Genomic DNA, 23,379 nt, shown 5'->3' on the forward strand with positions numbered 1-23,379 from the left:
GGCAAGACCAGAAGTTCTCAGCCCTTTTACAACCGTCCGTGATTTCGGGGTAGAACCCGATTCATGCAGAACGATCGGGACGTCGTGATCAGCGTGGAGAACCCCGGTGAGAAGATCCCGACCGAGGAGCTCTCGCGAATATTCAATCGCTTCTATCGGGTGGATCATGCCGCGCACAGGAAGGGTGAAGGCGCCGGCCTGGGGTTGGCCATCGTCAAGTCCATCGTCGAGGCGCATGGCGGGTCGGTCAGCGTATTGTCCGACGAGAGGATGACCAAGTTCATCATCCTTTTGCCGCTGGCCGATGGTTGAGACGCACGCCCTTCATCGGCACGTATAAGCGGCCTGCTTGATTATTGGGAAGGCTTGATGCCGCATCGCCTCCTTCAGACTTCGCCATATCGAGGGCTGCCGCTGCGCCCTGCCGAAGCCAATCCATGCCGCGCGTTCCCAACTGACTCGCCAAGGATCAATGGCGAGGACAACTGCAGAATCGGGCACCTCGTTCTGGCCAGAGTCGTGAAAGGCCGAGTGTCATCATGAGCGAAGACAGGGCCAGTGCCCAGACGATGACAAACTGCCTGTCCGCGCTGATGACGGCGACGGCGAGCGGTGCCAGTGCCGGTCCCAGGCTGGTAGCCGATTGCTGCAGACCGAGCCTCGCTCCGGAAGGTGTTCCTTCGCCACCGATCCAGAGGCTGGTTAACAGCCGCAGGCTGGCGCCGGCCCAGCCGGCCATTGCAACAAGAACCGCAATTGCGACCGGGCTCCTTGCCATCGGAAACAAGAGCAGGGAGGTGCTGAACAGCGTCAGCATCAGGAAGGCCAGCGCTCTAGGGCTCGCAATCAACCAGGGAAAGTAGACGTGGAAGAGTTGGGCGGCGAGCATCGCAAAACCACAAAGAGCAAGCATCCCTGCCACGTGCTCTCGCGAGAGAATGAGTTGACTGCCAGGCACGAGCAATACCATATGAAGAACGGCGAGGCCGCTCGTGCCCAGCAGCGTGAGGGTTAGCAGTCCAAGCGCTCCGGCCGGTGTCGGCCGGTTCCCGCAGGCCTCGGCGCGATAGCCCGTCGAGCGTGGTGGCAGGCAAGCAAAAAGCATTAACCCTGCGGTGAGTCCGATGATCAAAGCGACCATCGCCAGAGGCAGGGTTGGCAGGAAGCGCGTCGAAAGCTCACCGAACAGTGGACCCAACATGTCGCCTAGAAAGACGAAGGCTGTCAGCCAGGTGAATCTTCTCGCTTGAGTGCCCCTATCGCCGGCACCGAGACTGGCTGCAAGTAGCGCCAAAGGGATGATGGCAGCGGAGCAGGCGCCAGCCAGCGCGCGCAGCACATACAACCATGCCAGTGGTGTTGCTCCGGTCGCGGTTGTCGCCAGCGCGAGGATGACGAGCGTGGTGCGCAGCAGGATGCGATAGTCGTAGCGGTCAGCAAGCCAGCCCCACAATGGCGCCAGCAGCAAGGCACCCACGGGATGAGCGGCTGCCAGTCCGGCAGTGTGGAAGCCTTGTGAATCGACAGTTGATTCACCGAGGCCCTCCCGGACGAGATCAGGAAGAAAGGCAAGGACGCCCGTCTGACTGGCCCCGGCGGCGGCCACGGCGATGAGGAGTAGCGCGAAATCGCTTGGTCCCGATTCCCCTTGGCGCGAACGGGTCAGCGACTTGCCTGAGCGCTCTCCTTGTCGTGCGTAGGCGTATCGATGACTCGTGTCCATGCATAAACGATGCTTGATGATCGAGAAGGGTTCGAGGCGTCCAACGTCGCCGCACCCTCGCCGACGACGACCTGAGAGGCGCCGAGGCGACTGAAAATGGTTCGGGACGGCCGCCCGCTCCCCGGTTATCAGCCGAGATCGAGCACGATCCTTCCTTCGATATCGCCCTCGTGCATGCGTGCGAAAATGTCGTTGATCTTCTCAAGCTTCTCTGTATGCACGGTGGCATGAACCTTCCCTTCCCCAGCGAAGGCGAGAGCCTCTTGGAGATCGAGACGGGTTCCAACGATTGATCCCCGGATGGTGATCCCGTTGAGTACGGTATCGAAGATCGATATCGGGAAATCTCCAGGGGGGAGTCCGTTGAGCGTCACCACGCCTCCACGACGGACCATGCCCAGGGCCTGTTGGAATGCCTTGGTCGAGACCGCCGTGACGAGAACTCCTTGGGCGCCGCCGATCTCCTTGCGGATGCGAGCGCCGGGATCTTCGTTGCGAGCATTGACCGTGAACGTCGCACCCAGTCTTGAGGCCAGCGCAAGCTTGCGGTCGTCGATATCGACCGCGACGACATTCAGCCCCATCGCCTTAGCGAACTGCACCGCCATGTGGCCCAAGCCACCGATGCCGGAGATGGCGACCCAGTCGCCTGGCTTGGTCTTGGTCACCTTGAGGGCCTTGTACACCGTCACTCCGGCGCATAGCACGGGGGCGATCTCGACGAAGCCGACGTTCGCCGGCAAGAGGCCCACATAGTTGGCGTCCGCAAGGACATACTCTGCGAAGCTGCCGTTGATGGAATAGCCGGTATTGATCTGTTGTTCGCAGAGCGTTTCCCAGCCTCCGAGGCAGTGCACGCAGTGTCCACAGGCACTGTAGAGCCAGGGCACTCCCACTCGATCGCCTTCCCGAAGGTGGCCGACTCCGGGGCCGACCGCCACCACGTCCCCCACGCCCTCATGTCCCGGAATGAACGGCGGTGTCGGCTTGATGGGCCAGTCACCCTCGGCGGCATGGAGATCGGTATGGCATACACCAGACGCCGCGATCTTCACGAGAATCTGTCCGCGGCCGACGGATGGCACTGGGGTTTCCTCGATGACGAGGGGCTCCCCAAATGCGCGGACCACTGCAGCTTTCATGGTTTTTTGCATGACGTCCTCGCCTAAGTTGTTGGATTCATGGCTAGAGAATGGCGATCAAGCGATTCTCAATCGCCGGGTGCTCAAGCTTCGTTCGATATGGATGGCGGTTCGTGAGGTCCAAGCCGCATTCGCACACGAGCGCCCCTCAGCAATCTCCGCGCAAAGCGGGCGAAGTCTGAGTGATTCATCGGTCTTGGGCAGTGCGTGAAGGCCGCGCGGGGTAGCGGTTTCACGTTAAGAGGGCAAATCTGTCGGAGACATGACCCGAGTATTACGGTATGGAAATCACCAAGTCATGTAGGCAGCGTTGATATCGAATGTGCCGTGAAGCGAAAGAGCGAGTTCTTCCTGTGGCAGACATCCGTTAGCTCTTAAGGAGTGAGAGATAGGGATTGTTCGGGGGAAGCTGCTCGAAAAATCCATGTGGATTGTCGAGCAGGTAGCCATGCAGTCGCCGCGACTTGCGTTGGCCCGTGACCTCGCATGTCCAGATGTTCAGGCCACTGTCCTGCTTGCGATGGAGTTGCAGCTTCTCGAACCGCTTCTGCAGCCACCGCCAATCAGCCATGCCCTCCTGCTTGGCGAGAAGGGCCGTCTGCGGATGCTCCTGCGCGTAGCGCTGGAATACCCCGGGGCTGACCAGGTATGCGGTGTCCGCAACGGTATGTACCAGCGCCTTCGCGTCATTGATGATGAGCTTGCGCGATCGGATGGCCCGGATGAGCCATTCGATGAAGTGCTCGCCCGAGGGTTCTTGCGCGTGACCGCTCGCCTCGGGGGCGGCGTGCGTCGGAGTCAGCGTCTTGGCGGCGGTCTGGCCGGCTGGCTTCGCGAAGGCCGACGCCATGGCATCGGTGGCGGTAGGCTCAGAAGCGGCGAACAGTTCGAGTAGCGCATCCACTCCGTCCGCGGCGGTCGGCTCGGCAGGCGGATCCCTTGCCGTTGACCCACTGGTGGCAGGCGGCGACAAATGCACGGGGGTCTCAATACGCATGCCTGCCACGCCCGGCGCGTCGGCCGTGGCGCTGGCCGGTTCCGGTGCGGTGTCCTGCTCCACTTGGACCGTACCGTCGTAGGGTGCGGGCCGTTCGGCCGATTCCCAGATCAGAGCGGGCGACAGCTTGAGGAAGGTGAAGCTGTGCGACCAGCCTGTGTCGCTGGTGACGGTCGCCTTCCAGATGGCCTTGCCATCGGCCGTCGCTTGCGCGATCCCGTGATCCTGCAGCACATTGAACACCGACGTGTTGTTGGCCGGGATGCCGTCCACGCCTTGTGCCAGCAGATGGGCGCGCAGCTTGTCGCTGACCGTCTTGCTGACCAACCACAAAGCATCCTGCGTCAACCACCCGTCCGAGGCCTGGGGCTGGTTGAGCTTGAACTCCTCCTTGAGCAGGTAGCGCAGGCCATCCAATAGTTTGCGCTGGAGCGCGTGGCGCGGCGCGGCCAGCGCCTTGCTGGGATCGCCGCCCAGCTCTTGCGCCACCGAGGCCTGGTCGGCCAGCCGCACCAGCTCGCCCAGCGTGCCGGCGTGCTCGTACTGGCCGGCCAGCACGTACAGCAGCGCGGCCCACAGGTCCGGATACCCGCTGAGCCAGTCGAGGATGTCCCGGTCGAGCAGCTGGGTGTAGAGCAGCCCGGTGGCGGCGCTGTGCAGCCGGTACTCGCGCTCCTTGCGATACCGGAAGCGATATGGGCGTTTCAGCGGCCCGTGCCACGGATGCCAGGCGGTTCCGTCTGCGTACTCGACGTACAGGTCGACTGCCACCTTGCCGATGTCGTGCAGCAAGGCGGCGTAGGCGGCTCCGGCGGTCCACGCCTCGGCCTGCGCGGCCTGGATCTCGGGCGGTGCGCCCGCGGGCAGCAGATGGGACTGCCGCAGCTTCAAGGCATAGGCCACGATTTCCAGCCCGTGGTCGAGCATGCCACCCGGGTAGGCGTGGTGATGGCTTTCGGAGGCGGGAAAGGCTTGCACCAGCTCGGCGTATCGTTCCAGTGGCGCCAGATACAGCGACGCGAACTGCTTGCGCGAGAGCGAGGTTCGCTGCCAGATGTGTTCCAGCAGTCGCTGCCGGCGCGAGGTCGCCAGCAGCGACGCGGCCGACGCCGGCCGCGTTAGCCCTTTGGGAGGCTCGCTGACGGGCGTAGGCGACGGGCCGGTGGTCGGGTGAGTCCGTTTGCGCTGGAACAAGGAGAGCATGCTGAAACCCGAGTGATGGGCCGACAGGGAGAACCTTTTCGCCTTTTTGGGTAGGGCCTTTCCCCTTGACCCCGTTCCCTTCGCCCCTTGCCGGCCCTTTGGCCTTGACCCTTTGCGTATAGGGCAGCGACGGTTCGGATGCCTGGATCAAAGCGATACCCGGCAGCCCGGCATCTTGGGCGGTCACGCCGAGGGTCGATTGACGTGGTAAGGAAATTTCCTTACCATGCAACCGTTGAAACAGGAACCCGACCATGCCGACCGTCCGCGAGCAGGCCACCATCACCTCCAAGGGGCAGATCACCCTCCCCAAGCCGATCCGGCAGGCGCTGGGTGTCGACGCTGGCGGCAAGGTGGACTTCGAGCTGCGCGAGGACGGCCAGGTCGTGGTCAGCCGCGCCGAGGCGGAGCACGAGGATCCGGCCATTGGGGCCTTCCTGGGCCTGCTGGCCGAGGACATCCAGGCCGGGCGACACATCCGCGGCCTGCCCGACGAACTGGCGCGGGCCATGCTGGCGCAAGTCGGTCGCGACGACGGCCTGGGTGAGGAGATCGAAGGCGAAGTGGCGCTCTGATGCAGCGGCACGGCTGGACGCTGCTGTTCCACGCGTGCGTGGTCGAGCAGTTGCAGAAGCTCCACGCCGCCGCGCAGCGCGCCGAGCAGAACGAACCGGAGGGGTTCGAGTCGAACGCCAACGTCAAGCTGTTCCGGGGGTTGAGCCAGTTGATGCTGGAGACCGTGCCGACTGATCCGGCTCGGGACGAGTATCGCCAGGGCAACACCCTGGGACCAGCCCACCGCCACTGGCGGCGGGCCAAGATCGGAAGACGGTTCCGGCTGTTCTTCCGGTACGACTCCAAGGCGAAGGTGATCGTCTACGCCTGGGTCAACGACGAAACGACGCTGCGGTCGTCGGGCAGCAAGTCCGATCCGTATGCGGTCTTCGAAAAGATGCTGGGCCGCGGAAATCCGCCCGACGACTGGAACGCATTGGTGGCCGTAGCCCGACAGGATTGGAGCAAACTGGAGTAGCCATCCCACGCATGTAGCAGGTGACGACGATGGGCACGAAAACCCGCATCAGCAACGCAGAGCGCTTCGGCCGCTGGGCCGGCGGGATGTGGCGTGGCGGCGTCCGTCGCGAGCGCCGGCTCGCCGGCCGGTTGGTAGCGCGCGGTCTGCCCCCAGGCGCGGCGACGGCGCTGCTGTGGCTCGTGAAGCTGGCCGTGCTGGGAGTACTGCTGTACGCCGCGTTCTGGCTGGCGCTCCTGCTGGTATTCGCGGTCGCCGCCGCCTGGGCCATGCAGCACGGCACCGCGGACCAGGAAGAACCCGACCTGCTGAATCGCCAGGCCGAGGAACGCGATCACCGCGAAGGCCTCTTCTACCACCCCGCATCCTACAACGACGATCCCGATCCTCGATTCGAGGACGACTGATCCCGGTCGCGCTACTTCTTGCCGGGACTCGCCGCACTGATCAGGATGCCTGAGCCCCTGCCTCCCGCCTGCGCCGCATCCCTGGTGCCCGCGGCCAGTCCCTGCAAGAAGTTGCCGGCCCGGATGCCCGTCCAGGCCAGTGCCGTCACCCAGAACGCGGGGAGCACCAGGAACATCGTTGCGAGCACGTAGTTGAGCAACATGTCGCCGAATGCGTTGTTCAGCCCGATCAATGGATCGAAATTGCTGTGCGGCCGATTCCAGCCGAATCCCCAGCCATAGAGCGCATCCAAAATGGTCGAGTCGATCCACCTGGCCAACTGGAACCAGAAGTCCACGAAGAAGAGCGCGAACTGCACCACGCTGACGGTCACCAAGGTCTTGAGGTCATAGGTGCCAACCAGGAGCGCGAGCGGAATGCAGATCACCAACGCCATCTTCAGCAGCGCCAGCACCATCGGCAGTGCTTGCCGCATCACGTCCATCGCAGGAAAGAAGCCCAGCGCACCGACCGTCATGCCGACGTCGCTCGCAGCGCGCGTGACGATGTTCGGCAACGTCATCTCGATCTGCCCGCCGTAGTCGGAATAGACCGCACCCTGGTTCAACTTCTGCTGCCGCGGCGACGCGATCGCGCGGATCACAGAGTCATCCACCTGATCCCGACTCAGGAAGCCGGCCCACCCCGCAACACGCGTCAGCAAGCTGGGGTCCACCTGTTGCAGTAGCCGCGAGCGCAGCCCATTGCCGTCCGACCACCACTGCCGGCAGGTTGGATAGCCGGCGCCGCTGGGCACCTCGGCCAGGCCGGCATCGCGATTGCTGTCGTAGGGCCAACCCTCGCGGGGGGACCTGGAGCGATAGGTGTCGTAGAAGCCCGGCGTGTCCACGAAGAAGCGCGAGCCGATCCAGGTGACGTCGTGCATCTGCTCCTCGGTGAGATCGGGACGGTCCATGAACAGCCGCGCACGCGCAGGCCCGTAGCAGTTGTGGGTGAAGTCGGCCACCTCCTGGGCCAGCACCGGGTCGGCGATGCGCGTGTTGTCGATGTCCATGCGGATCTGTCGCAGGTCCGTCCCACACGGAATGGCCGCGACGGATGCGCCCGTCACCGCGCGCGAGATCGCGTGCATGAAGAACCACCACACCGGCACCCGCGCCGACTGATTGTTGAGCGTGCTGAACGACTGCGACCAGCCCGTCTCCGAAGGCTCCGGCACGTTGACCTGGCATTGCGCCGAGCGTGAGCGATCGAACTGCAGCGTGGTGAAATCGACGTCGATGAACGGGATGCCCGCGAACATGATGACGACGATCGCGACGAAGACGCGGTTCTCGATACGGGCCGAACTCAGCACGCCCTTGTTACCTTCGTCCGCGCCTTCGGCTCGTGCCTTGAGCCATTCCTGGATCACGATCGCCAGGAAGGGAATCGCGAACACGCCGCTGGCGACCAGCACGTTCCAGACGCCGTTGTGGACAATCCACGAAACCAGCGTCAGGTAGTACTCCAGGTAGTCGGTCGTGTAGAGGGTCATGGGGGACTCCGGCTCATCCGGCCTGCATGAATTGGCTGACTTCCAGCGCGACGACCGCGAGCACCGCGGCCACCTCCACGCGCAGCAGGCGCTGGCGCGCGCCGCCTTCCGGCTCCCGTGCGTGCAGGCGCCGGCGCATCCACAGCCAGCCGTAGACCGTGACGGCATAGAGCAGCAACCGCCAGACCAGGAACCAGCCCGCGTGCGCATCCATCCACTGTCGCCAGCCGTCGATGCCGCCGGCCATGCGGATGCCGACCAGGTTGACCACGGCGGCGGCGATCAGCACCAGGACCAGTACCAGCAACGCCAGCAGCGCGCGGGCACTGTAGCGGCGGACGGCGACCCAGCTCACGGGTTGTTCCCGCTCGGTGGTCGTTGCAACTCGTCGATCCGGTTGCGGGTCGGATCGCCCTCGTAGATGCCGCGCGAGCCGGTCGAGCGCGTGCTGTGCCGCTGGATGATGGCGGTCGGCGAGTTGCTCGCCAGTTCGCGGCGCAGTTCGAGCTCCGTCTTCAGGTTGAGGATCTCGCGGTCAAGGATGTCGCTCTCGTGGGAGACGGCCTTCTGCGCCAGTTCGTTGGCAGAGACGTTGGGCTCCTTGCGCCCGGTCAACAGCGTGCGCTGCAGTAGCAGTGCCTTCTCCAGCACGCTCGCCAGCGCCACCTCCGACGCGAGGCGCCTGGCCAGGATGTCTTGGTCGGGCTCGTCGCGCAGCGCTTCGATCACGCCGCGCGTGATCGGCAGGGACGCGGCGCTGGCGTCCTGCAGATTGGCGAAGCTGGTCGGCCGGCTGCCGGCCACCAGTTCCTGTAGCGCTTGCAGCTTGGCTTCGTACTCCTCCTGGATCAGCGGCGTCAGGCCGACGCCCGGCGTGGTCGTCGTCTTGGTGCAGGACTCGCAGGTGCGCTGCTCCTGCTCGCCCAGCACGCGCACGGCCCAGGCGGCCGCGTCGTCGGGCGAGCGCCAGGTCTCGCAGGCCAGGTTACCGTTGCAACTGCCGGGGTCGATGCTGCCGGTGGCGGCGACGTCGCGGCCGTTGAGCAGGTTGTAGCCGGCGCGGGTCACGTCGCCGACCACGCGCACCGGGCGCTGGCCCTGGCCGCCGGCGTTGCTGCCGCCCACCCAGGGCACGCCGTTATTGCCGCGGTTGGCTTCGGCCTCGTCGATGGCGGACACCGCATCGGTGCTGGCGACGGCCTGCGTGAGCGCCATGCCCTCGGCGATCTGGTCCCAGCCGAGTTGGCCGCCGGCCGCGTCCGCCATGCGGTTGGCGATGGCGCGGCAGGTCATCTTGCTGCGGTCGAAATCCAACCGCGCCTGCAGCACGCCGTTGGTGAGCAGGTTGTAGAGGCCGGGGTCGGCGCGCTGGATGATCAGCGCCGGCAGCGAGGCGACCGCGGCGGTGGCGTTCTGGATCACCGACGACATGATGGTCTGGAAGCCGTTGGTGAGCCCGTTGAGCTGGTTCTGGATCGTGGTCGAGAGCGACATGTCCCCGCAGATCAGGTTGCTGTTCCAGCCGATGCCGACGCCGATCGAACGCATGTTGGCCGCGCCGCTCATCGAGACGGCGCGGCCGCCGCCGATGCTGTAGAGCACGTCGTCGCCGATCACGCTGCCCTGGTGCTGCACGCCGTATTCGTTGACGCTGGTCTGCGCGCGCACGTCGAGGCCGGTCAGCAGCAGCGCGACGACGAGCGCGGCCATCTGCAGGCGATGGGAGGGACGGGAGGGAATGTGGGCGGTCATGGCGTGCCTCAGTCGAAGTCGGTGCTGCCCAGGAAGACCTGGCCGCGCCGCTCGCAGCAGCTGTACGGCCGCCAGAGCGCCCAGGCGTAGTCGCCCTGCTGGGCCTGCACGCGGGTGTTGGTGTGGGGGAAGACGGCGCAGCTGTTGGAGAGCGTGGGCGTCAGCTCCTGCCACTTGCCGGTGCTGGCGTCGCTTTCCATCAGCTCGCCGGCCGGCCAGTAGCCGTCGCGCGCCTCGGCCAGCAGCGACTGGTAGACGTGGATCTGCCCGCGGCGGGTCACGATGTCGCCGGCGCGCTGGGCGACGACGGCGCCGGACTTGTAGTCGTCGGTCTGGTGCAGGAAGCCGCCGCGCGGGTAGACGTTGCCCCACAGGTTCAGGCCGGTCCGAGTGCCGACCTCGCGCCGGCCCGGGATCAGCGATTCGGGGTACACCATCTCGGGCACGTTGTAGCGCCAGGCGAGCGTGTCGAGCGTGCTCAGCAGGTACGGCATGAAGGCCGTGCCCGCGCCCTCGCAGGCGTAGCCGGAGGCGCTGGCGAACTGGCTGAATACCTGGCCCCCAGGGTGGCCGATCACGTCGGCGTTTTTGAACTTGGCGAGGTTGTTCTCGTTGTCGTGGTTGGTGGTGCCGTCGCCGCCGTCCTCGGCCGTCGGATTGGGCGGGCTCATGAACCGCACTTCGGTCCACGGGTTCTCGCCGGTGTTGCTGTAGCTCGACACCACGGCGTCGGGAACGTAGTGGCGCACCTTCACCGAGGTGCGCACGGTGCAGCCGGTCCAGGTGCAGTAGAGCCAGTAGCAGATGCCGACGACGCGGTATTCGAGGCAGTCCGGCGAGAGCGTCGAGGCGACGATCGTGCCGGTGTTGATGGCGTAGGACGAGCCGGCGGCCGCGAGCATGACGGCGGCCGCGCCGTTGCGCATGCGGCGCGAGAGCTTCATGGCCGGCTCCTGCGGTGGGCGTCGATGCGGGCGACGGCCTTGGCCACGTCGGGTTCGCCGTAGACCACGTAGCGCTGGTCCACGACCACGGCGGGGATGGTGGTGACGCCGAGGCTCCAGGCGTCGACCACACCCTGATAGGCGGTGGCGAGGCGCGTCTGCAGCGGGGCGCCGCCGTCCTTGAGGCGCTGCCGGACGAGCGCGGCGCCGCGGGCGGGATCGCTCGGCAGGTCGGCGGCCAACTCGGCCTCGATGCGCGCGGCTTGGTCCAGCAGGATGACGCGCGCGCCGGCCGGCGCCTGGACGGGATGGCGGCTGTCGGTCACGACGATCAGATCGTCGTTCGCGTGGGCCGCTGCGCCGGCCAGCGCGGCGAGCAGCGCGACGGCCATCAGGCCGCGCCGCCACGCCGGCGAATGAAGGGACGAAGTGGGCATGTTGGAACCGCCGTGGATGGGTGATGGCGATAGTCCACTCCAGCCGGCGGGCGGGCACGACAAACAAACTGGCAGCGCCGTGTCCCGATTTACCGGGCAGGCCGGCGCGCGGCAACGCGGCGCCGTAGCCTCGAAGACCTCGGCTACCTGGGCATGTCGCCATCGGGGATGGTGGACAGTTCGGGCGTCCCGGCCGGGGAGGCCGGCGATTCGTTGGACGTGAGCAGGTCCAGCGCGGACAGCAGCGCGTCGGCTTCGACCGGGCCGGGCAGCAGCAGGGACTGGCCGGTGGTCTCGTCGCGCATGCGCACGGTCGGCGTGGCGACGATGCCGTCGCGGCTGCTTTCGCGCGCCTGGACCTGGACGCGCGCCAGCGCGCGCTCGCTGTCCACGCAGCGTTGCAGCGCGGCGGACTGGCCAGGAAAGCGGGCCTGCTCGGGCAGGCCCTGGCCGTCGCCGCGGGTGTGCTGGTAGATCCAGGTCACGGCCTGCCAGAAGGCGGCCGGGCCGCCGGTCTCGCCGGCGCACTCGGCCAGGCTGGCGAGCCGGGAGGCCGCTGGTTCATGCGCCGGTAGCGGCAGGTGGTGCCATTGCAGGCGGGTGTCCGGGTGCTGCTCGATCCAGGCCAGCACCTCGGGGAAGTAGGTCTTGCAGTGCGGGCACTCCAGGTCGGCGTACAGGACCAGCGTGAAGCGGGCGTTGGCGGCGCCGTGGTGCCAGGGCGGCCCGGCCGGCCGGGCCGGTGCCGGCGCCTGGTCGCCATCCGACAGGATGGGCGCTGGCGTCGGGGCGTCGGGCGCCGATGGCCCCGACAGGCGCCAGGCCAGCAGCAACAGGAGCACCAGCGCCCCGGCGGCGGCGAGCCAGACAAGGCGGCGCCGGGCGCCGCGGGAGGAAGGAACGGTCGGTCGCATCGCTGTCGCTGTGGTCGGGTCCGGGGCGGGTTGCCGTGGTCCGAGTCGAGCACGAGGGCGTTCGCGCATGGTTCAACAATCCGGCATGGCCGGCGTCCCGTTGTCGGGAAGCCTGTGACGAAACCTCGGCGGTAATAGGCGCTTGGCCGAGGAAACGTCACATCGGCGATTGCCGGATGGTTGTAGCGATTCCTAGTCAGTTATTGACAAATGCCTAGTAATCGCTACATTACCCCGCATGCCTCAACGACCAGACATGAGCCTCGAAGATGCCGCCCTCGTGCTGGCCAGGCGCCAGCCGCTGCTGCGCGCGCGCGATCTGACCCAGCGCGGCCTGTCGACGGTGATCCTTGGCCGGCTGGTGGCGGCCGGCAAGCTGGAACGGGTCGCACGCGGCGTCTACAGCCTGCCGGGACGTGGCCTCAGCGAGCACCGCTCACTGGCCGAGGCGGCGCTGCGCGTGCCCAAGGGCGTGGTCTGCCTGCTGTCGGCGCTGCGCGTGCATGGCATCGGCACGCAGGCGCCGCACGAGGTCTGGATGGCGATCCCGCACAACTCGCCATCGCCGAGCCTGGACCAGCCGGCGCTGCGCGTGGTGCGCATGTCGGGCGCGGCGCTGACCGAAGGCATCGCGCCGGTGGCGATCGATGGCGTATCGGTGCCCGTGTTCGATCCGAACAAGACCGTGGCCGACTGCTTCAAATACCGCAACAAGATCGGGCTGGACGTGGCCCTGGAGGCGCTGCACGACGGGTGGTCGCAGGGCAAGCTGTCGATGGATGCACTCTGGCGCTACGCGACGGTGGATCGCGTGGCCACGGTGATGCGCCCCTATCTGGAAAGCGTGACCGCGTGAGCCGAACCAATCTACCCGCTTCGATCCGTGCCCGCCTGAAACAGCGCGCGGACGCGACGCGCCAGGACTTCAACCTGACGCTGACCCATTACGGCCTGGAACGGCTGCTGTACCGGCTGTCGATCTCCCAATATGCCGATCGCTACCTGCTCAAGGGCGCGCTGCTGTTTTCGCTGTGGTACGACCAGCCGCATCGGCCGACGCGCGATGTGGACCTGCTCGGCTATGGGCCGGACGACGTGGAGACGGCCGTGGCCACGTTCCGCGAGATCAGCCAGATCGCGGTGGACGACGGCATCGTGTTCGACCCCGCTTCGGTCGCGGGGTCGGTGATTCGCAAGGAAGCCGGCTACGGAGGCGTGCGGGTCGATCTGCGGGCGACACTGGACGGGGCGCGCATCGCCTTGCAGGTGGACATCGGTTTCGGCGATGTGGTGACGCCGGCGCCGGAGCCGATCCACTATCCGGTGCTGCTCGACGATCTGCCCGCACCACGACTGCGCGCCTATCCCAAGTACACGGTGGTTGCGGAGAAGCTCCATGCCATCTGCCTGCTGGGCATGACGAACAGCCGCATGAAGGACTACTTCGACCTGTGGGTGCTGCTGACCGAGGAGGACCTGGCGCCGGACGAACTGCGTCGAGCGGTCGAGGCGACCTTCGCGCGGCGGCGGCTGGCGATGCCGGCCGACCTTCCCATTGGCCTGAGCGACGCTTTCGCGCAGGATCCGATCAAGCAGCGACAGTGGGCGGCGTTCTTCAAGAAGAACGGACTGGCGCCGCGGGAACTGGCCGAGGTCGTCGCACGGCTGCGCGATGTCTTCCTGGCGCTGCAGTCGGCGTGACGCGAGTGGTTCCGGCGGAACCTCAACCCGACACGGTGAGCAGGTCGCCGTTGGCGTTCATCGCCAGCGGTTCGATGCCGCGTGCGCGGTCGACCATCTCGGCGACCTTGAATGCCGCGTCCAGCTCGCCGATGCCGAATTCCTGCATTAGCCGGTAGCGTTCGGCCTTCTCCTCGGGCTCGGTCTGCGCGAGCGCCAGATAAAGACTCGGCGGCACTGCGCGGAACAGCAGTTCCATGCTCCTGGAGAGGATGACACCCTCGGTGTACTTGCCCGCTTCCTTGCGCGCCGAGAGCATCAGCGCCTTCTGCGCCGGCGTGAGTTCGCGGAAGCGGGCGATCTTCTCGACTTCATCGGGCGGCATGCTGAGGCAAATCCACCATTCGATCATGTTCAGCATCGGCTCGGCCGCCTTCGGCAGGTCGTCGAGGTTCTGCGTGGCGAGCCAGAACCAGGCGCCGAGCTTGCGCCACATCTTCGTGATCTTGACCACGTAGGGCGCCAGCAGCGGGTTCTTGGTAATGATATGGCCCTCGTCCGTGACGTTGATGATCGGCCGGCCCAGGAACTGGTCGCGTTCGGCGATGTTGTTGACCGTGTTGATCAGCGACGTGTAGGCGATCGAGAGCTGCGCGTTGTAGCCCTCCCTCGCGTAGGTCGCGAGGTCGACGATGGTGATGTCCGCTTCGGGCCATGGCGTACCCGGCCGGTCGAACATTTCGCCGTCCGCGCCCTGGCAGAACATGTCCATGGCGTCGGCCATTTCCAGCAGCCGCGTACGCCGGGTTTCCGGGAGCGTGGCATCGCGGCCGCGCTCGCGCAGCGCGTCGCGCACATCGCGCGTGAGTACGATGCGCTGCTCGGCAACGCAGCGCTGGGCAGCGACGAGGATGCACTGGCGGATCAGGCTGCGGTCGGCGCGCGTCATGCGCGCTTCTTCCTTGTCCTCGCCGCCGGTGATCATCAGCCGGGCGGTGATCTCCAGTTCGCCCAGCACGTCACGCTGCTCGTCGCCGACGTCCTCCTCGCCCCCCTCCTCGTCGAGCGCATCGGCATCGAGCGTCTGCACCTGGCTGGGGGTCTCGACCAGGCGATGCGCGTCGGCGAACGGGGCCAGGCTCACGCCGGAGCTGGGCGCGAGCTTGACGCGGTGGACGCTGAGCCCGAGCCGTGCGGCGAACTCTCCGAACAATCCGAAGCTGTTGCCGGCTTCGACGATGAACAGCCGCGGCCGGTAGATCGCGGTGACTTGGTTGAGGATGTTGTTGAGGGTGGCCGACTTGCCCGAGCCGGTGGGACCGAACAGGAACAGGTGGGCGTTCATCTGCCGGTCGAGCCGGTTCAGCGGGTCGAACGTAATCGTGCCGCCGCCGCGGTTGAACAGCGTGATGCCGGGATGTCCGGTGCCCTGGCTGCGCCCCCACAGCGGCGCCACGTTGACGCCGTGCTGCACGAACATCAGCTGCGTGTACCACTGGCGCTTGTCCTTGTCCGGGTCGTAGACGCAGGGCAGCCAGCGCAGGTAGGTGTTGAGCGGGGCCACCTCGTCGTCTTCGCGCACGGGCTGCATGCCGGCGTTGAGCAGGACGTTGCCCAACTGCAGGCCGCGCGCGTCGAGTTCGGCCTGGTCGCGTCCGCGCAGGTAGAACGTCAGCGCGCCGCGGTACAGCTTGTGCGCGCTGCCGATCAGCCCGCGCGCCTGCTGCACGTCGTGGCGGGCCTGTTCGGACGCCAGGGTCTCGCCGACGGCTTTGCGCGCCAGGTGGTTCAGGTGCGCTTCGAGCACGTCCTGCGGCGTCGCCACGAGCGTCAGGCACAGGGTCGTGTCTTCCGGCATCTGGTCGAACAGCGCGTTGATCGCGTCGCCGCCCTTGCGGGTTTCGCCGGTGATGTGGCCGGTGGCCGGCGGCATCCGCAGGCGGTCGACGCTGATCGCACGGTGCGGCAGGCCGTCGAAGTACCACAGGCCTTCGGCCACGTCGGAGCGCGGCTGGCCGAAGAACAGCCGCTGCGCGAAGTCCGTGCCGCTGGCCAGCTCGATCTCGCCGGGCTCGGCTTCATCGGGATAGCGCGCCAGCGCGTAGAACCGCTCGCGGTCGGCTTCGCTCGGGCCGAGCAGCGTTGGGTTCGGGTTGAACCAGCGCAGTAGCCAGGCATGGATGTCGGTCGCGCCGAGGCGGCGGGCGCGCACGCCGGCGTTGGCCAGCCCGCCGACCAGGCGGTCGCAGACGATGTGCAGCGCCTGCTCGGGCGATTGGCCGCGGCGGGCCGGCGCCTGGCCGACGCGGCGATACACCACCATGCGCGTGCGGCGCGACTGGCCGCGCCAGGGCAAGCGCGTGACGGTGCTGTCCTCGAACAGCCCGCCGGTCTTGACGATCGCGTGCAGGTGGTGGCCGAAGAAGCGCAGGTAGAAGTCGCTAAAGGCGCTGCCGCGTGCGGGCGGCTGCAGGTAGGCGCGCAGGTCCTCCAGATAGCGGTCCCAACTGGTCTCGTCCTGGGCGTAGAGCTGGACGACCCAGGGGTTCTCGTCCAGTTCGTCGAACGAGTCCTGCAGCGCGTTCTCGAGAGTGTCGCGGACCTGGCCCAGCCAGCCCGGCTCGCGGCCTTCGGTGCCGACCGGCTGCAGCTCGAAGAACGCGGCGACCGAGGCGCCGTCCTCCAGCAGCATGCACTGCGACTCGGAAAGGTACTCGGCCCACGGCAGCATGTCCGCGAACGACGGGGCGATGTCGTACAGAGCCTGCTCGTCGGCGACGGTGGCGGGACGGCGCGAGCGCCGGCCGGGGCGACCGGGTTCGGGCAGGCCATGCGTGCGCAGCTCGGCGACGTGGCGCTCCCAGGCATCGGCCGGTGCCGGCGACGCCGCAGCCGGCGCCGGGCGCGGCCGGCGCTTGAGCGAGGGCCACGCCATCGTCAGTAGTCCTCGGTCCGTTCGCCCGGCAGCGCGTACTGGACGCGCTGGTAGAGCGGGAACACCGTCGTGTAGCCGGGCACCGGCACCGGGTCCGAACCGGCCAAGTGCGGGAACACATACATGAGCAGGTCCGGGTTGGGCAGGCGGTGGAACTGGCGGTGGATCTCGTTCTGCGCGGTGCGCGTGTAGCGCGCCTGCTCGGCGGGCGCGGCCTGCACGTCGGCCGGCGTGAGCGGACGGCGCAGCGACTGCCGGGCATCGAGCAGGCCGCGCTCGCTCGGGCCGGCCGCGCCGCCGCCGGTCTCGACGTTCCAGATGTCGAGCATGGTCCGGTCGGAGCGCGGCAGCAGCTCCTCCTTGGTGGTTGCACAACTGGCCAGCGCGAGTGCAACGCCCAGCGCCGCCAGGGCGTCAGTCCAGTTCCTGCGCATGGGTCGCGTCTCCGAGGCGGTGGTCGACGCGGCGGCCGGCCGGGTCGTAGTCGATGCTCAGGGGTTCTTCGAGATGCACGGCGACCTTGGCGCCGGGCTGCACGTACACCGCGGCGAAGGCCTGGCCGTAGAGCTTGTTCACCCAGTCGGCCATGTCGCGGACGCCACCGGCGAGGATCTGGCCCATCGCTTCGTTGCCGGTGATGCCGACGGTGCCGATGGCGCCGTCGGGGCCGACGTAGGACAGGCGGCCGGTGTCCGAGTCGATCAGCGAGGCGACGCCGGCGCCGGCGGCGGTGATCAGCGCCCTGCTGCCGAGGTACTGCTGCGCGTTGGAACGGCGGTCGCCGGTGACGCAGGGAATGCCGTGCGGGTCGCTGATCCAGCCGAGGCCGTCCTGGGTGGTGTTGCCCTGGGCGTTGTCTTGGCGGTTGCCGCCACGCTCGCGATCCTCGGGGATGGTGCGGATGGTCCCGTCGTTGAACACGAAGGTCACGGAGCGAACCTGGCCGCGCACGCACGAGAGCGTCCAGTCGCCCGACGCGGTGCCACTGACGACCGCACCGGCGACGTCGGGGATGTCGATGCCGTTCGCGGTCAGGTTGTCGGGTCCGATCAGGACCTTGAACGGATACGGATCGTTGACCGTCCCGTCGATCGGCACGCGGCCGATCAGCGCCGTCATCGCGACCGATCCCATCAAGGTGGAGTTCGTCGGCACGGTGTAGACGGCCTTCGCAGCCGGCGCACCGGCTGCGCGGCGACCGGCGTCCACCGCCGCACCGGTGGCGTCGCCGATGCTTTCACCGGCTTCCCCGAAGCTCGTGGGGAAGCTGAAGCCGCTTGCGTTGTTGGCGGGCGAACGTCCGCGGCCCTCCTGGCGGGCATCATCCGGCTCGACCCAGCGCATGGTCTCGCCGCTGCCGCCGGTGCTGGCGTTGTCGCCCGGCTCCAGCCCCAGGCCCACCGGCAGGTCGGCGTGGCCGTCGCGGCGGCCGCTCGCGCCTTCAAGGCGTTGCTGCAGTTCCTGCAACAGGCCCTGGGTCTGCTGGCGCTCGGCGGCGGCCTGCTCACGATCTTGCCGCAGCTGGTTGCGCTCTCCCTCGATCGCGCTCTGGATGCGCCGGTCGACCGCGCTCTCGCGCTGCCGCAGCCGTTCGTTCTCCTGGCGCTGGGTCCTGTTGTCCGTCAACGCCGTCTGCAACTCGGTGCGCAGTTGCCGGACCTGCGCGACCAGCGTGGCGACGGTATCGCGCGGCGTGTCGCCTTCGATGCCCAGGGCCTTGGCTTCGTCCGCGGTGAGCTGACCGGCCCCCTGCTGCGCGGGTGCGCGGTCGCCGCCGGACAACAGCTTGAAGCCGACGAACACCAGCAGCAGCACCATCGGGATCATCAGCCACTTGAGCAGGCCGTTACTTTTCATCGCGGCCTCCGTCGCGGTCGCTCGGCGCGGCGGGCGCCGGCAGGTTGAGGGAGGCGTCGACGGGTGCGATCGCGGGCAGCAGCGACTGCGGCAAGCCGCGGCCGCGGGTGACGAGGTAGACGACGGTTGTGTCTTCCGGCGTGCCGGCCGGCCCGAGGTCGGGGTGCTGGAACGTCGCGGTCAGGAAGTCGCCTTGCAGCGCGCGCGGATCCAGATCGAACCCGCGCGGCGCGGTGTTGCGCAGGCGCACGGCGCTGACCCACAGGTCGCCCAGGCGCCAGGCAGCCAGTGCCTGCGCCTGGATGGGCAGCGTCGGCAGCAGCGAGTGCAGCGGCAGGTCCCGGCGCACGTTGGCGCGGGTAATGCCCGGCACCGGCTCGACCGTGCGCAGCGGCGCGTAGAGGCTTTGCGCGGCGTAGCGCGTCAGCACCACCGGCACGGGCGTCGGCGGTGCCGGACGGTCGGTGCGCGCGGCGCGTGCCTGTGGATCGTCCTCGGCCGCGACGCCCTGGCCGCCGGCCGGCGCCGCGATGACGATGCGCACCGGCTCCAGCGGCGGCTGTCCTTCCTGCGGCGCTTCGGCGGCAATGTCCAGCAGGATCACCGTGCCGCTGCCGGCATCCTGGAGTTGCAGCCGCGTCGGTTCGATCGGCTCGCTGGCGCGCAGGTAAACGGCGCCGGCCGCGCTCTGCACGCGCAGTCGAGCGCCCACCGACGCGGGGACGCCGACGCGCACGTTGCGGTCGATGAAGATGACCCGCTCCTCGCCGACGACGAGCGGCAGCGCCAGGGGCAGTCGCTCCCAGCGCAGGATCTCGACGGCATGGACGGGGACGGACAGCGCCAGCAGCAACGCGGCGCCGAGCGTGGCGAGAAGACGGTTCATGGCGTGGTTTCCGCGGGAGGGGTCGGCGCGGCGCTGGGTGCCGGGTCGGCAGGCGTGGCGATCCGCTGCGGGGTGCCGTCGTAGCAGTCGATCGCTAGGCCGAAGGGGTTGCGCTGCGGATCGACATCAGCGCGCACGACCTTCAGCGGGTAGCGCACGAACGCGCGCTTGACCTGTTCGGCGCCGTAGTACTCGTCCGCGGTGACGTCGAGCGTCACGACCCAATCGTGGTCGGAGACGGTGCGAACGCGCATGGCGGGGCTGGACCCGTAACCGCGTCCCGGAATCTCGTAGATACCGCGCACGCGCTGACGCAGCTCGCCTGCGTTGCGGCGGTACTCGTAGTCCTGGCGCAGGAAGGCTTGGCAGGCCGGCGTGAAGTACGCAGACAGCGCATGCAGGTTGCGCGGGTAGTCGTCATCGCCGTTGGTCGGCCAGCGCTGCAACTGCTGCCAGACGTAGAAGGTGAAGGCGTAGACGGACTCCGGCGGCACCTCCCACCATTTCCGGGTGCTGCCCGAGCGCAGATCGGGCGGGACGTGGATCGTCAGGTCGCGCGGCGCGCTCCACCAGCCGAGCCCCATCACCAGCGCCAGCGCGACGACCACGCCGGCCCCGATGCGCAAGGTCTTGATGTGCGCCTCCAGGCGCAGGACCTCGTTCTTGAACCGGCTCATGGCGTCCGGCTCCTGCGCGTGGTCCAGTAGCCCGAACGGGTCACCAACTGCCGGCCGCCGACGAAGCGGCCCAGCAGCGGCTGGCGCGAGGTCAGCCGCCATTGCAGCTGGCGGTACAACCAGGTGTCCGGGCGTCCGCGCTTGAGGCGACGCAGCGCGCTGCCGCCGCCGAACACGCCGATGGCGATCGCGACCACGATGGCGGTGGGCAGCAGCGCGATCTTGGAGAACGCCAGCGCCAGCGGCACGCCGGCGCCGAATCCCATTGCCGCCGACAAGCCCGCGCACACCCACAGTTCGTCCGCGGTCAAACCGCGTACCACGACCGGATGACGGTTCAGCCGATGGGGCAGGAACGCAACCGTGCCGTCCGGCCGGATGTCCTGGTCAGCCATGCCGACGGCCTCAGAGGATGCCGGTGGCTTCGGTCAGCAGCCAGATCCCCACGACCAGCAGGATCGCGCCGATGGCGACCGTCAGGCCGAATTGGCCCCACGTGGCGCGACCGTTGTGGATCTCGGCGTAGCGCGAGTAGGCGTGGTAGCACACGCCCACGAACATCGCCGCGACGACCAGCAAGGCCACCAACAGCACAATGTCGTAGCCGTAGTTGCGCAGCGTTTCCATGATGCCGCTGCCCCGGCCGCGCGAGGGGTCTTCGATCGTCGGCAGGCCCTGGGCCTGAACGAGCGGCGCGAGCAGGAAGGCGGCCGGCAATGCGGCCAGTTGCGAGAGGCGCGGAAAGCGAAAGCGACGTGAGAGCGGATTCATGTTGGGTGACCTTTAGGAGAGCAGGAAGAAGGTCAGCACCAGGTACAGCGCGACGAAGCGCACCACGACACCAAGGAACTGACGCTGGGATATCCGCTGCTCGGCCCATCCGACATAGGCGGTCCGCATCGCCCACACGCCCCACACGAGGAGTACGGCGAAGACGGCGCCGATGACGACGACCGAAACGGCGGAAGGGGGAAAGCCACCGTTGGCCTGAAAGGCGGCGGTCTGGGCGGCATTCATGGGGTGGCCTCCGGTTCACAGGAGGCGGCAGCGGTGGACTGGCGGTAGTCACCGAGCAGCACGGCCGGATCGCGCGGCTGCGCGCGCGATGGGGTCAGGTAGTCGCGGATGCCGGCGCGGACGCGCTCAAGGTCGGCGCTCAGGCGGCCATAGTCGAAGTGGTAGCGGGCGCGCTCATCGCGCGGGCGCGTGGCTTCCTGCGCGATCAGCCGGTCGATGGCGTCGAGCTGGCGCAGCGCAGCGGCCAGGCGCGCGTGCTCGGGGCTTGCGTCGTCGGCCTGGGCACGTACCGGGAAACCCAGCACGATGCACAGCGCCAGCAACAGGCCCAGCACGCAGCGCCAGTCGGCGATAGGAGGAACGGTCATCCGCATTTGCCAGCCCGCGAATCACGAGGAATGGCGAAATGCTCTCGACGCAGGCCGATGCGCGCCGCAAACAATCCGGACCTGCGCAGGCCCCGATTGATGGACGGAAATGCGTGGCGGCTAGAGGTACTTCTTGAAGGTGCTCGCGGTGATGCACACGGCGACACCCAGGAGGATCGCGCTGGGCAGCAGGATCAGCAGCGGATGCACGCTGATCGGCAACGCCAGGTAGACGACCCACGGCAACACGATCAGCGGCATCACCGAGGCTTTCGCGCGGTGGTAGACGAAGCCGGACTCGCGGCCGGCACCGAACTTGCGCACGTCGCGCCGCGCCAATCCATCGACGAAGCCGACGAACGCCGCCATCAGGAACAGCGGCAACGTCAGCACCAGCACCAGCAGCCGGACGATGAAGGTAAGCGTGGTGTATGCCGCGGCGATCAGGTAGCTCTCGCTCCAGACGTAGACCTGGCTCACGTAGTAGCGGAAGTCCTTCGTGCCGCCGTGGCTGGGCGCGCGCGCCTGCGCGGCGGCGTTGCTCATCCAGTCGAGCAGGCCGCTCTTGACGAAGATCCATTCGTACGAGCGCTCGACCAGCCAGTGCGCCGTGCGGCCCGGCTCCTGCACGACGGCGCTGCGGGTGAAGTGCGTCGAGAGTTGGTTCAGCTCGAAGTCGAGCATGCCCTGGGCGTGGCGCCAGCCCTGCTCGGGCCAGAAGAAGTGCATGCCGATGCACTCGACCAGGATGCAGAGCAGCAGCGATCCGATCAGCACGCCGAAGAACCGCAGGGGCATCGTCACGATGCTGGCCAGCAGTCCCTGCTGCCGGACCTGCTGGCGCTGGGCGGTGGCGGCCGGGTCCTTCACGGCCGCGCCTCCTCCGCCGCGCCTTCGGTGCCGGCGATGTGGCGGAAGCCTTCGAGCAGGTCGTCCGGCAAAGGCGTGTCCTGCAGGCCCGGCGTGGCGCGGCCCTCCCACCAGTCGCCGGCCTCAGCGTAGTGCTGCCGCATGTAGCCGGCGAGCTGTTGCAGATCCTGCGGCATCACTTCGTCGGGGTCGGGCGCCGGCAGCGGCATGCGCACTTTCCAGAGGTTGCCGCCCTGCATCAGCGCGAAGGCTTGGCCCTTGGGAAGCCCGACGACGTGCGCCGGTTCGATCATCGGGACGCTCGTGCTGGAGATGCGGTCGTGGGTATTGGAGGTGAAGTCGGTCGGGCCGTGGATGTCGGAGCTGTCGGTGGCGCCGCTCATCAAGGTCGTGGCGTAGACCTCGACCTTGGGCAGTTGTCGGGTCAGCAGCTCCGCGGTCGCCGACTCGCGCACGCGCAACATGATCAGGTTGTTGAAATTACCAATCACCTGACCGGCCTTCGCCTTGCTGCCGATTCGTGCCTCGATGTCGCTGAGGGTCTGCGTGTAGGCAGTCATTTGCAGATCCGCGCCGCCGCCCTTGTTGACGAGCGGGATGAATTCGTCGCCCATCAGTTCGTTGAATTCATCCGCGTGAACGTTGATGGGCACCCTCATGCCCGCTGCCGCGCCCGGCAGGCCGTCGTCGATGCCGAACTTGTAGATGTGCCCGGCGACCGACACGAGATCGCTGAACATGCTGTTGCCGACCGCTGCGGCGACTTCGGCATCCGATAGCGCGTCCAGGCCGATGTAGACGACGGCGCGCTTGCGCACGATCTGCATCCAGTCGAAGATCGGACGCGGGTCGTTGAGGTCCGAATAGTCGGGCGCCAGCAGCTGCGCGATCTTGCCGGTGGTCAGCTTCTCCAGCAGCGGCAACAGGCTGGCGACGATCTGGGTTCACCCCCGTTTTCACGGACACTTACGAGAAGGCCGATCAAGGCCATGAGGAGTG

General features: G+C 67.5%; 25 protein-coding genes and 1 pseudogene. 6 read left to right on the forward strand and 20 right to left on the reverse strand.

What is annotated here, in order from left to right:
* Window positions 1–63: 63 nt before the first annotated feature.
* Window positions 64–312: an ATP-binding protein gene (locus ACFO3Q_RS14440; RefSeq protein ID WP_377005451.1), complete on the forward strand. Its 249-nt coding sequence runs from the start codon at window positions 64–66 to the stop codon at window positions 310–312.
* Between the two features lie 157 nt (window positions 313–469).
* Here the strand turns inward: ACFO3Q_RS14440 and ACFO3Q_RS14445 are convergent, their stop codons facing one another.
* The 3 genes from ACFO3Q_RS14445 to mobH all read right to left on the reverse strand — a co-directional run bounded on the left by ACFO3Q_RS14445 (window position 470) and on the right by mobH (window position 5,065).
* Entirely contained in the window at window positions 470–1,723 is a 1,254-nt protein-coding gene (locus tag ACFO3Q_RS14445; protein WP_377005452.1) for an MFS transporter, read from the reverse strand.
* Window positions 1,724–1,851: 128 nt separating this feature from the next.
* Window positions 1,852–2,877 carry an alcohol dehydrogenase AdhP gene (gene adhP / locus ACFO3Q_RS14450; RefSeq protein WP_377005453.1) on the reverse strand — a complete coding sequence of 342 codons (1,026 nt, stop codon included), beginning with the start codon at window positions 2,875–2,877 and terminating at the stop codon, window positions 1,852–1,854.
* A gap of 355 nt (window positions 2,878–3,232) precedes the next feature.
* Window positions 3,233–5,065 (reverse strand): MobH family relaxase, encoded by a 1,833-nt coding sequence (mobH, locus tag ACFO3Q_RS14455; protein WP_014159634.1) that lies wholly within the window; start codon window positions 5,063–5,065, stop codon window positions 3,233–3,235.
* 254 nt (window positions 5,066–5,319) lie between these two features.
* Between mobH and ACFO3Q_RS14460 the strand changes: the two genes are divergently transcribed.
* Genes ACFO3Q_RS14460 through ACFO3Q_RS14470 form a run of 3 tightly spaced genes read left to right on the forward strand, consistent with a single transcriptional unit; the run spans window position 5,320 to window position 6,505 of the window.
* Window positions 5,320–5,640 (forward strand): type II toxin-antitoxin system PrlF family antitoxin, encoded by a 321-nt coding sequence (locus ACFO3Q_RS14460; protein WP_014159635.1) that lies wholly within the window; start codon window positions 5,320–5,322, stop codon window positions 5,638–5,640.
* Complete coding sequence (locus ACFO3Q_RS14465; protein ID WP_014159636.1) at window positions 5,640–6,098, forward strand: type II toxin-antitoxin system YhaV family toxin; 459 nt, start codon at window positions 5,640–5,642, stop codon at window positions 6,096–6,098. The genes ACFO3Q_RS14460 and ACFO3Q_RS14465 overlap by 1 nt, the downstream gene beginning before the upstream one ends.
* Before the next feature lie 29 nt (window positions 6,099–6,127).
* Window positions 6,128–6,505 carry a DUF3742 family protein gene (locus tag ACFO3Q_RS14470; RefSeq protein WP_014159637.1) on the forward strand — a complete coding sequence of 126 codons (378 nt, stop codon included), beginning with the start codon at window positions 6,128–6,130 and terminating at the stop codon, window positions 6,503–6,505.
* A gap of 11 nt (window positions 6,506–6,516) precedes the next feature.
* Here the strand turns inward: ACFO3Q_RS14470 and ACFO3Q_RS14475 are convergent, their stop codons facing one another.
* From ACFO3Q_RS14475 to ACFO3Q_RS14500, 6 genes are all read right to left on the reverse strand, one after another.
* The gene (locus tag ACFO3Q_RS14475; RefSeq protein WP_014159638.1) at window positions 6,517–8,043 is read right to left on the reverse strand and encodes a conjugal transfer protein TraG N-terminal domain-containing protein; all 1,527 of its coding nucleotides are present in this window, start codon (window positions 8,041–8,043) and stop codon (window positions 6,517–6,519) included.
* Between the two features lie 13 nt (window positions 8,044–8,056).
* Window positions 8,057–8,398, reverse strand: coding sequence for a hypothetical protein (locus ACFO3Q_RS14480; RefSeq protein WP_014159639.1), 342 nt, complete (start codon window positions 8,396–8,398; stop codon window positions 8,057–8,059).
* Complete coding sequence (locus tag ACFO3Q_RS14485) at window positions 8,395–9,795, reverse strand: integrating conjugative element protein (RefSeq protein ID WP_014159640.1); 1,401 nt, start codon at window positions 9,793–9,795, stop codon at window positions 8,395–8,397. Before ACFO3Q_RS14485 ends, ACFO3Q_RS14480 begins: the two co-directional genes overlap by 4 nt.
* Window positions 9,796–9,803: 8 nt before the next feature.
* On the reverse strand, window positions 9,804–10,721 hold the full coding sequence (locus ACFO3Q_RS14490; protein ID WP_377005459.1) for a TIGR03756 family integrating conjugative element protein: 918 nt from the start codon (window positions 10,719–10,721) through the stop codon (window positions 9,804–9,806).
* Between the two features lie 14 nt (window positions 10,722–10,735).
* A complete protein-coding gene (locus ACFO3Q_RS14495) occupies window positions 10,736–11,176 on the reverse strand; it encodes a TIGR03757 family integrating conjugative element protein (protein WP_014159642.1) in 441 nt (146 codons plus the stop codon).
* A 143-nt stretch (window positions 11,177–11,319) separates the two neighbouring features.
* Window positions 11,320–12,090, reverse strand: coding sequence for a DsbA family protein (locus ACFO3Q_RS14500; RefSeq protein WP_014159643.1), 771 nt, complete (start codon window positions 12,088–12,090; stop codon window positions 11,320–11,322).
* Window positions 12,091–12,346: 256 nt separating this feature from the next.
* On the opposite strand from ACFO3Q_RS14500, the gene ACFO3Q_RS14505 reads away from it, so the two are divergent.
* Together ACFO3Q_RS14505 and ACFO3Q_RS14510 are read left to right on the forward strand one after the other, a co-directional pair.
* Window positions 12,347–12,946: a type IV toxin-antitoxin system AbiEi family antitoxin domain-containing protein gene (locus ACFO3Q_RS14505; protein ID WP_014159644.1), complete on the forward strand. Its 600-nt coding sequence runs from the start codon at window positions 12,347–12,349 to the stop codon at window positions 12,944–12,946.
* Window positions 12,943–13,791 carry a nucleotidyl transferase AbiEii/AbiGii toxin family protein gene (locus ACFO3Q_RS14510; RefSeq protein ID WP_014159645.1) on the forward strand — a complete coding sequence of 283 codons (849 nt, stop codon included), beginning with the start codon at window positions 12,943–12,945 and terminating at the stop codon, window positions 13,789–13,791. Before ACFO3Q_RS14505 ends, ACFO3Q_RS14510 begins: the two co-directional genes overlap by 4 nt.
* A 22-nt stretch (window positions 13,792–13,813) precedes the next feature.
* On the opposite strand, the gene ACFO3Q_RS14515 is transcribed toward ACFO3Q_RS14510, so the two are convergent.
* The 11 genes and pseudogenes from ACFO3Q_RS14515 to traD form a co-directional block, all read right to left on the reverse strand.
* Entirely contained in the window at window positions 13,814–16,705 is a 2,892-nt protein-coding gene (locus ACFO3Q_RS14515) for a conjugative transfer ATPase (protein WP_377005455.1), read from the reverse strand.
* Window positions 16,706–16,707: 2 nt separating this feature from the next.
* On the reverse strand, window positions 16,708–17,139 hold the full coding sequence (locus tag ACFO3Q_RS14520; protein ID WP_014159647.1) for a TIGR03751 family conjugal transfer lipoprotein: 432 nt from the start codon (window positions 17,137–17,139) through the stop codon (window positions 16,708–16,710).
* Complete coding sequence (locus ACFO3Q_RS14525; protein ID WP_377005457.1) at window positions 17,120–18,562, reverse strand: TIGR03752 family integrating conjugative element protein; 1,443 nt, start codon at window positions 18,560–18,562, stop codon at window positions 17,120–17,122. Before ACFO3Q_RS14525 ends, ACFO3Q_RS14520 begins: the two co-directional genes overlap by 20 nt.
* Entirely contained in the window at window positions 18,552–19,448 is an 897-nt protein-coding gene (locus tag ACFO3Q_RS14530) for a TIGR03749 family integrating conjugative element protein (RefSeq protein WP_377005458.1), read from the reverse strand. The genes ACFO3Q_RS14525 and ACFO3Q_RS14530 overlap by 11 nt, the downstream gene beginning before the upstream one ends.
* Complete coding sequence (locus ACFO3Q_RS14535) at window positions 19,445–20,125, reverse strand: PFL_4703 family integrating conjugative element protein (RefSeq protein ID WP_014159650.1); 681 nt, start codon at window positions 20,123–20,125, stop codon at window positions 19,445–19,447. Before ACFO3Q_RS14535 ends, ACFO3Q_RS14530 begins: the two co-directional genes overlap by 4 nt.
* Entirely contained in the window at window positions 20,122–20,520 is a 399-nt protein-coding gene (locus tag ACFO3Q_RS14540) for a TIGR03750 family conjugal transfer protein (RefSeq protein ID WP_014159651.1), read from the reverse strand. Before ACFO3Q_RS14540 ends, ACFO3Q_RS14535 begins: the two co-directional genes overlap by 4 nt.
* A 10-nt stretch (window positions 20,521–20,530) precedes the next feature.
* Entirely contained in the window at window positions 20,531–20,896 is a 366-nt protein-coding gene (locus tag ACFO3Q_RS14545) for a TIGR03745 family integrating conjugative element membrane protein (RefSeq protein ID WP_014159652.1), read from the reverse strand.
* Between the two features lie 12 nt (window positions 20,897–20,908).
* Window positions 20,909–21,142 (reverse strand): TIGR03758 family integrating conjugative element protein, encoded by a 234-nt coding sequence (locus ACFO3Q_RS14550; protein WP_014159653.1) that lies wholly within the window; start codon window positions 21,140–21,142, stop codon window positions 20,909–20,911.
* Complete coding sequence (locus tag ACFO3Q_RS14555) at window positions 21,139–21,510, reverse strand: integrative conjugative element protein, RAQPRD family (protein ID WP_014159654.1); 372 nt, start codon at window positions 21,508–21,510, stop codon at window positions 21,139–21,141. The genes ACFO3Q_RS14550 and ACFO3Q_RS14555 overlap by 4 nt, the downstream gene beginning before the upstream one ends.
* Window positions 21,511–21,630: 120 nt before the next feature.
* Entirely contained in the window at window positions 21,631–22,380 is a 750-nt protein-coding gene (locus ACFO3Q_RS14560; protein ID WP_014159655.1) for a TIGR03747 family integrating conjugative element membrane protein, read from the reverse strand.
* Window positions 22,377–23,321 (reverse strand): annotated as a pseudogene (traD, locus tag ACFO3Q_RS14565) (conjugative transfer system coupling protein TraD); the annotation flags it as partial. The gene ACFO3Q_RS14560 and the pseudogene traD, both read right to left, overlap by 4 nt.
* Between the last annotated feature and the right edge of the window lie 58 nt (window positions 23,322–23,379).

This window comes from Coralloluteibacterium thermophilum (genome assembly GCF_042654365.1).
GTDB lineage: Bacteria > Pseudomonadota > Gammaproteobacteria > Xanthomonadales > Xanthomonadaceae > Coralloluteibacterium > Coralloluteibacterium thermophilum.

Coding starts and splice junctions, on each gene's coding strand:
- ACFO3Q_RS14465 (WP_014159636.1), top strand. CDS start 5,640: ATGCAGCGGCACGGCTGGACGCTGCTGTTCCACGCGTGCGTGGTCGAG.
- ACFO3Q_RS14495 (WP_014159642.1), bottom strand. CDS start 11,176: ATGCCCACTTCGTCCCTTCATTCGCCGGCGTGGCGGCGCGGCCTGATG.
- ACFO3Q_RS14475 (WP_014159638.1), bottom strand. CDS start 8,043: ATGACCCTCTACACGACCGACTACCTGGAGTACTACCTGACGCTGGTT.
- ACFO3Q_RS14445 (WP_377005452.1), bottom strand. CDS start 1,723: ATGGACACGAGTCATCGATACGCCTACGCACGACAAGGAGAGCGCTCA.
- ACFO3Q_RS14490 (WP_377005459.1), bottom strand. CDS start 10,721: ATGCGCAACGGCGCGGCCGCCGTCATGCTCGCGGCCGCCGGCTCGTCC.
- ACFO3Q_RS14500 (WP_014159643.1), bottom strand. CDS start 12,090: ATGCGACCGACCGTTCCTTCCTCCCGCGGCGCCCGGCGCCGCCTTGTC.
- mobH (WP_014159634.1), bottom strand. CDS start 5,065: ATGCTCTCCTTGTTCCAGCGCAAACGGACTCACCCGACCACCGGCCCG.
- ACFO3Q_RS14530 (WP_377005458.1), bottom strand. CDS start 19,448: ATGAACCGTCTTCTCGCCACGCTCGGCGCCGCGTTGCTGCTGGCGCTG.
- ACFO3Q_RS14485 (WP_014159640.1), bottom strand. CDS start 9,795: ATGACCGCCCACATTCCCTCCCGTCCCTCCCATCGCCTGCAGATGGCC.
- adhP (WP_377005453.1), bottom strand. CDS start 2,877: ATGCAAAAAACCATGAAAGCTGCAGTGGTCCGCGCATTTGGGGAGCCC.
- ACFO3Q_RS14515 (WP_377005455.1), bottom strand. CDS start 16,705: ATGGCGTGGCCCTCGCTCAAGCGCCGGCCGCGCCCGGCGCCGGCTGCG.
- ACFO3Q_RS14520 (WP_014159647.1), bottom strand. CDS start 17,139: ATGCGCAGGAACTGGACTGACGCCCTGGCGGCGCTGGGCGTTGCACTC.
- ACFO3Q_RS14540 (WP_014159651.1), bottom strand. CDS start 20,520: ATGGCTGACCAGGACATCCGGCCGGACGGCACGGTTGCGTTCCTGCCC.
- ACFO3Q_RS14470 (WP_014159637.1), top strand. CDS start 6,128: ATGGGCACGAAAACCCGCATCAGCAACGCAGAGCGCTTCGGCCGCTGG.
- ACFO3Q_RS14460 (WP_014159635.1), top strand. CDS start 5,320: ATGCCGACCGTCCGCGAGCAGGCCACCATCACCTCCAAGGGGCAGATC.
- ACFO3Q_RS14555 (WP_014159654.1), bottom strand. CDS start 21,510: ATGACCGTTCCTCCTATCGCCGACTGGCGCTGCGTGCTGGGCCTGTTG.
- ACFO3Q_RS14525 (WP_377005457.1), bottom strand. CDS start 18,562: ATGAAAAGTAACGGCCTGCTCAAGTGGCTGATGATCCCGATGGTGCTG.
- ACFO3Q_RS14440 (WP_377005451.1), top strand. CDS start 64: ATGCAGAACGATCGGGACGTCGTGATCAGCGTGGAGAACCCCGGTGAG.
- ACFO3Q_RS14535 (WP_014159650.1), bottom strand. CDS start 20,125: ATGAGCCGGTTCAAGAACGAGGTCCTGCGCCTGGAGGCGCACATCAAG.
- ACFO3Q_RS14505 (WP_014159644.1), top strand. CDS start 12,347: ATGAGCCTCGAAGATGCCGCCCTCGTGCTGGCCAGGCGCCAGCCGCTG.
- ACFO3Q_RS14545 (WP_014159652.1), bottom strand. CDS start 20,896: ATGAATCCGCTCTCACGTCGCTTTCGCTTTCCGCGCCTCTCGCAACTG.
- ACFO3Q_RS14550 (WP_014159653.1), bottom strand. CDS start 21,142: ATGAATGCCGCCCAGACCGCCGCCTTTCAGGCCAACGGTGGCTTTCCC.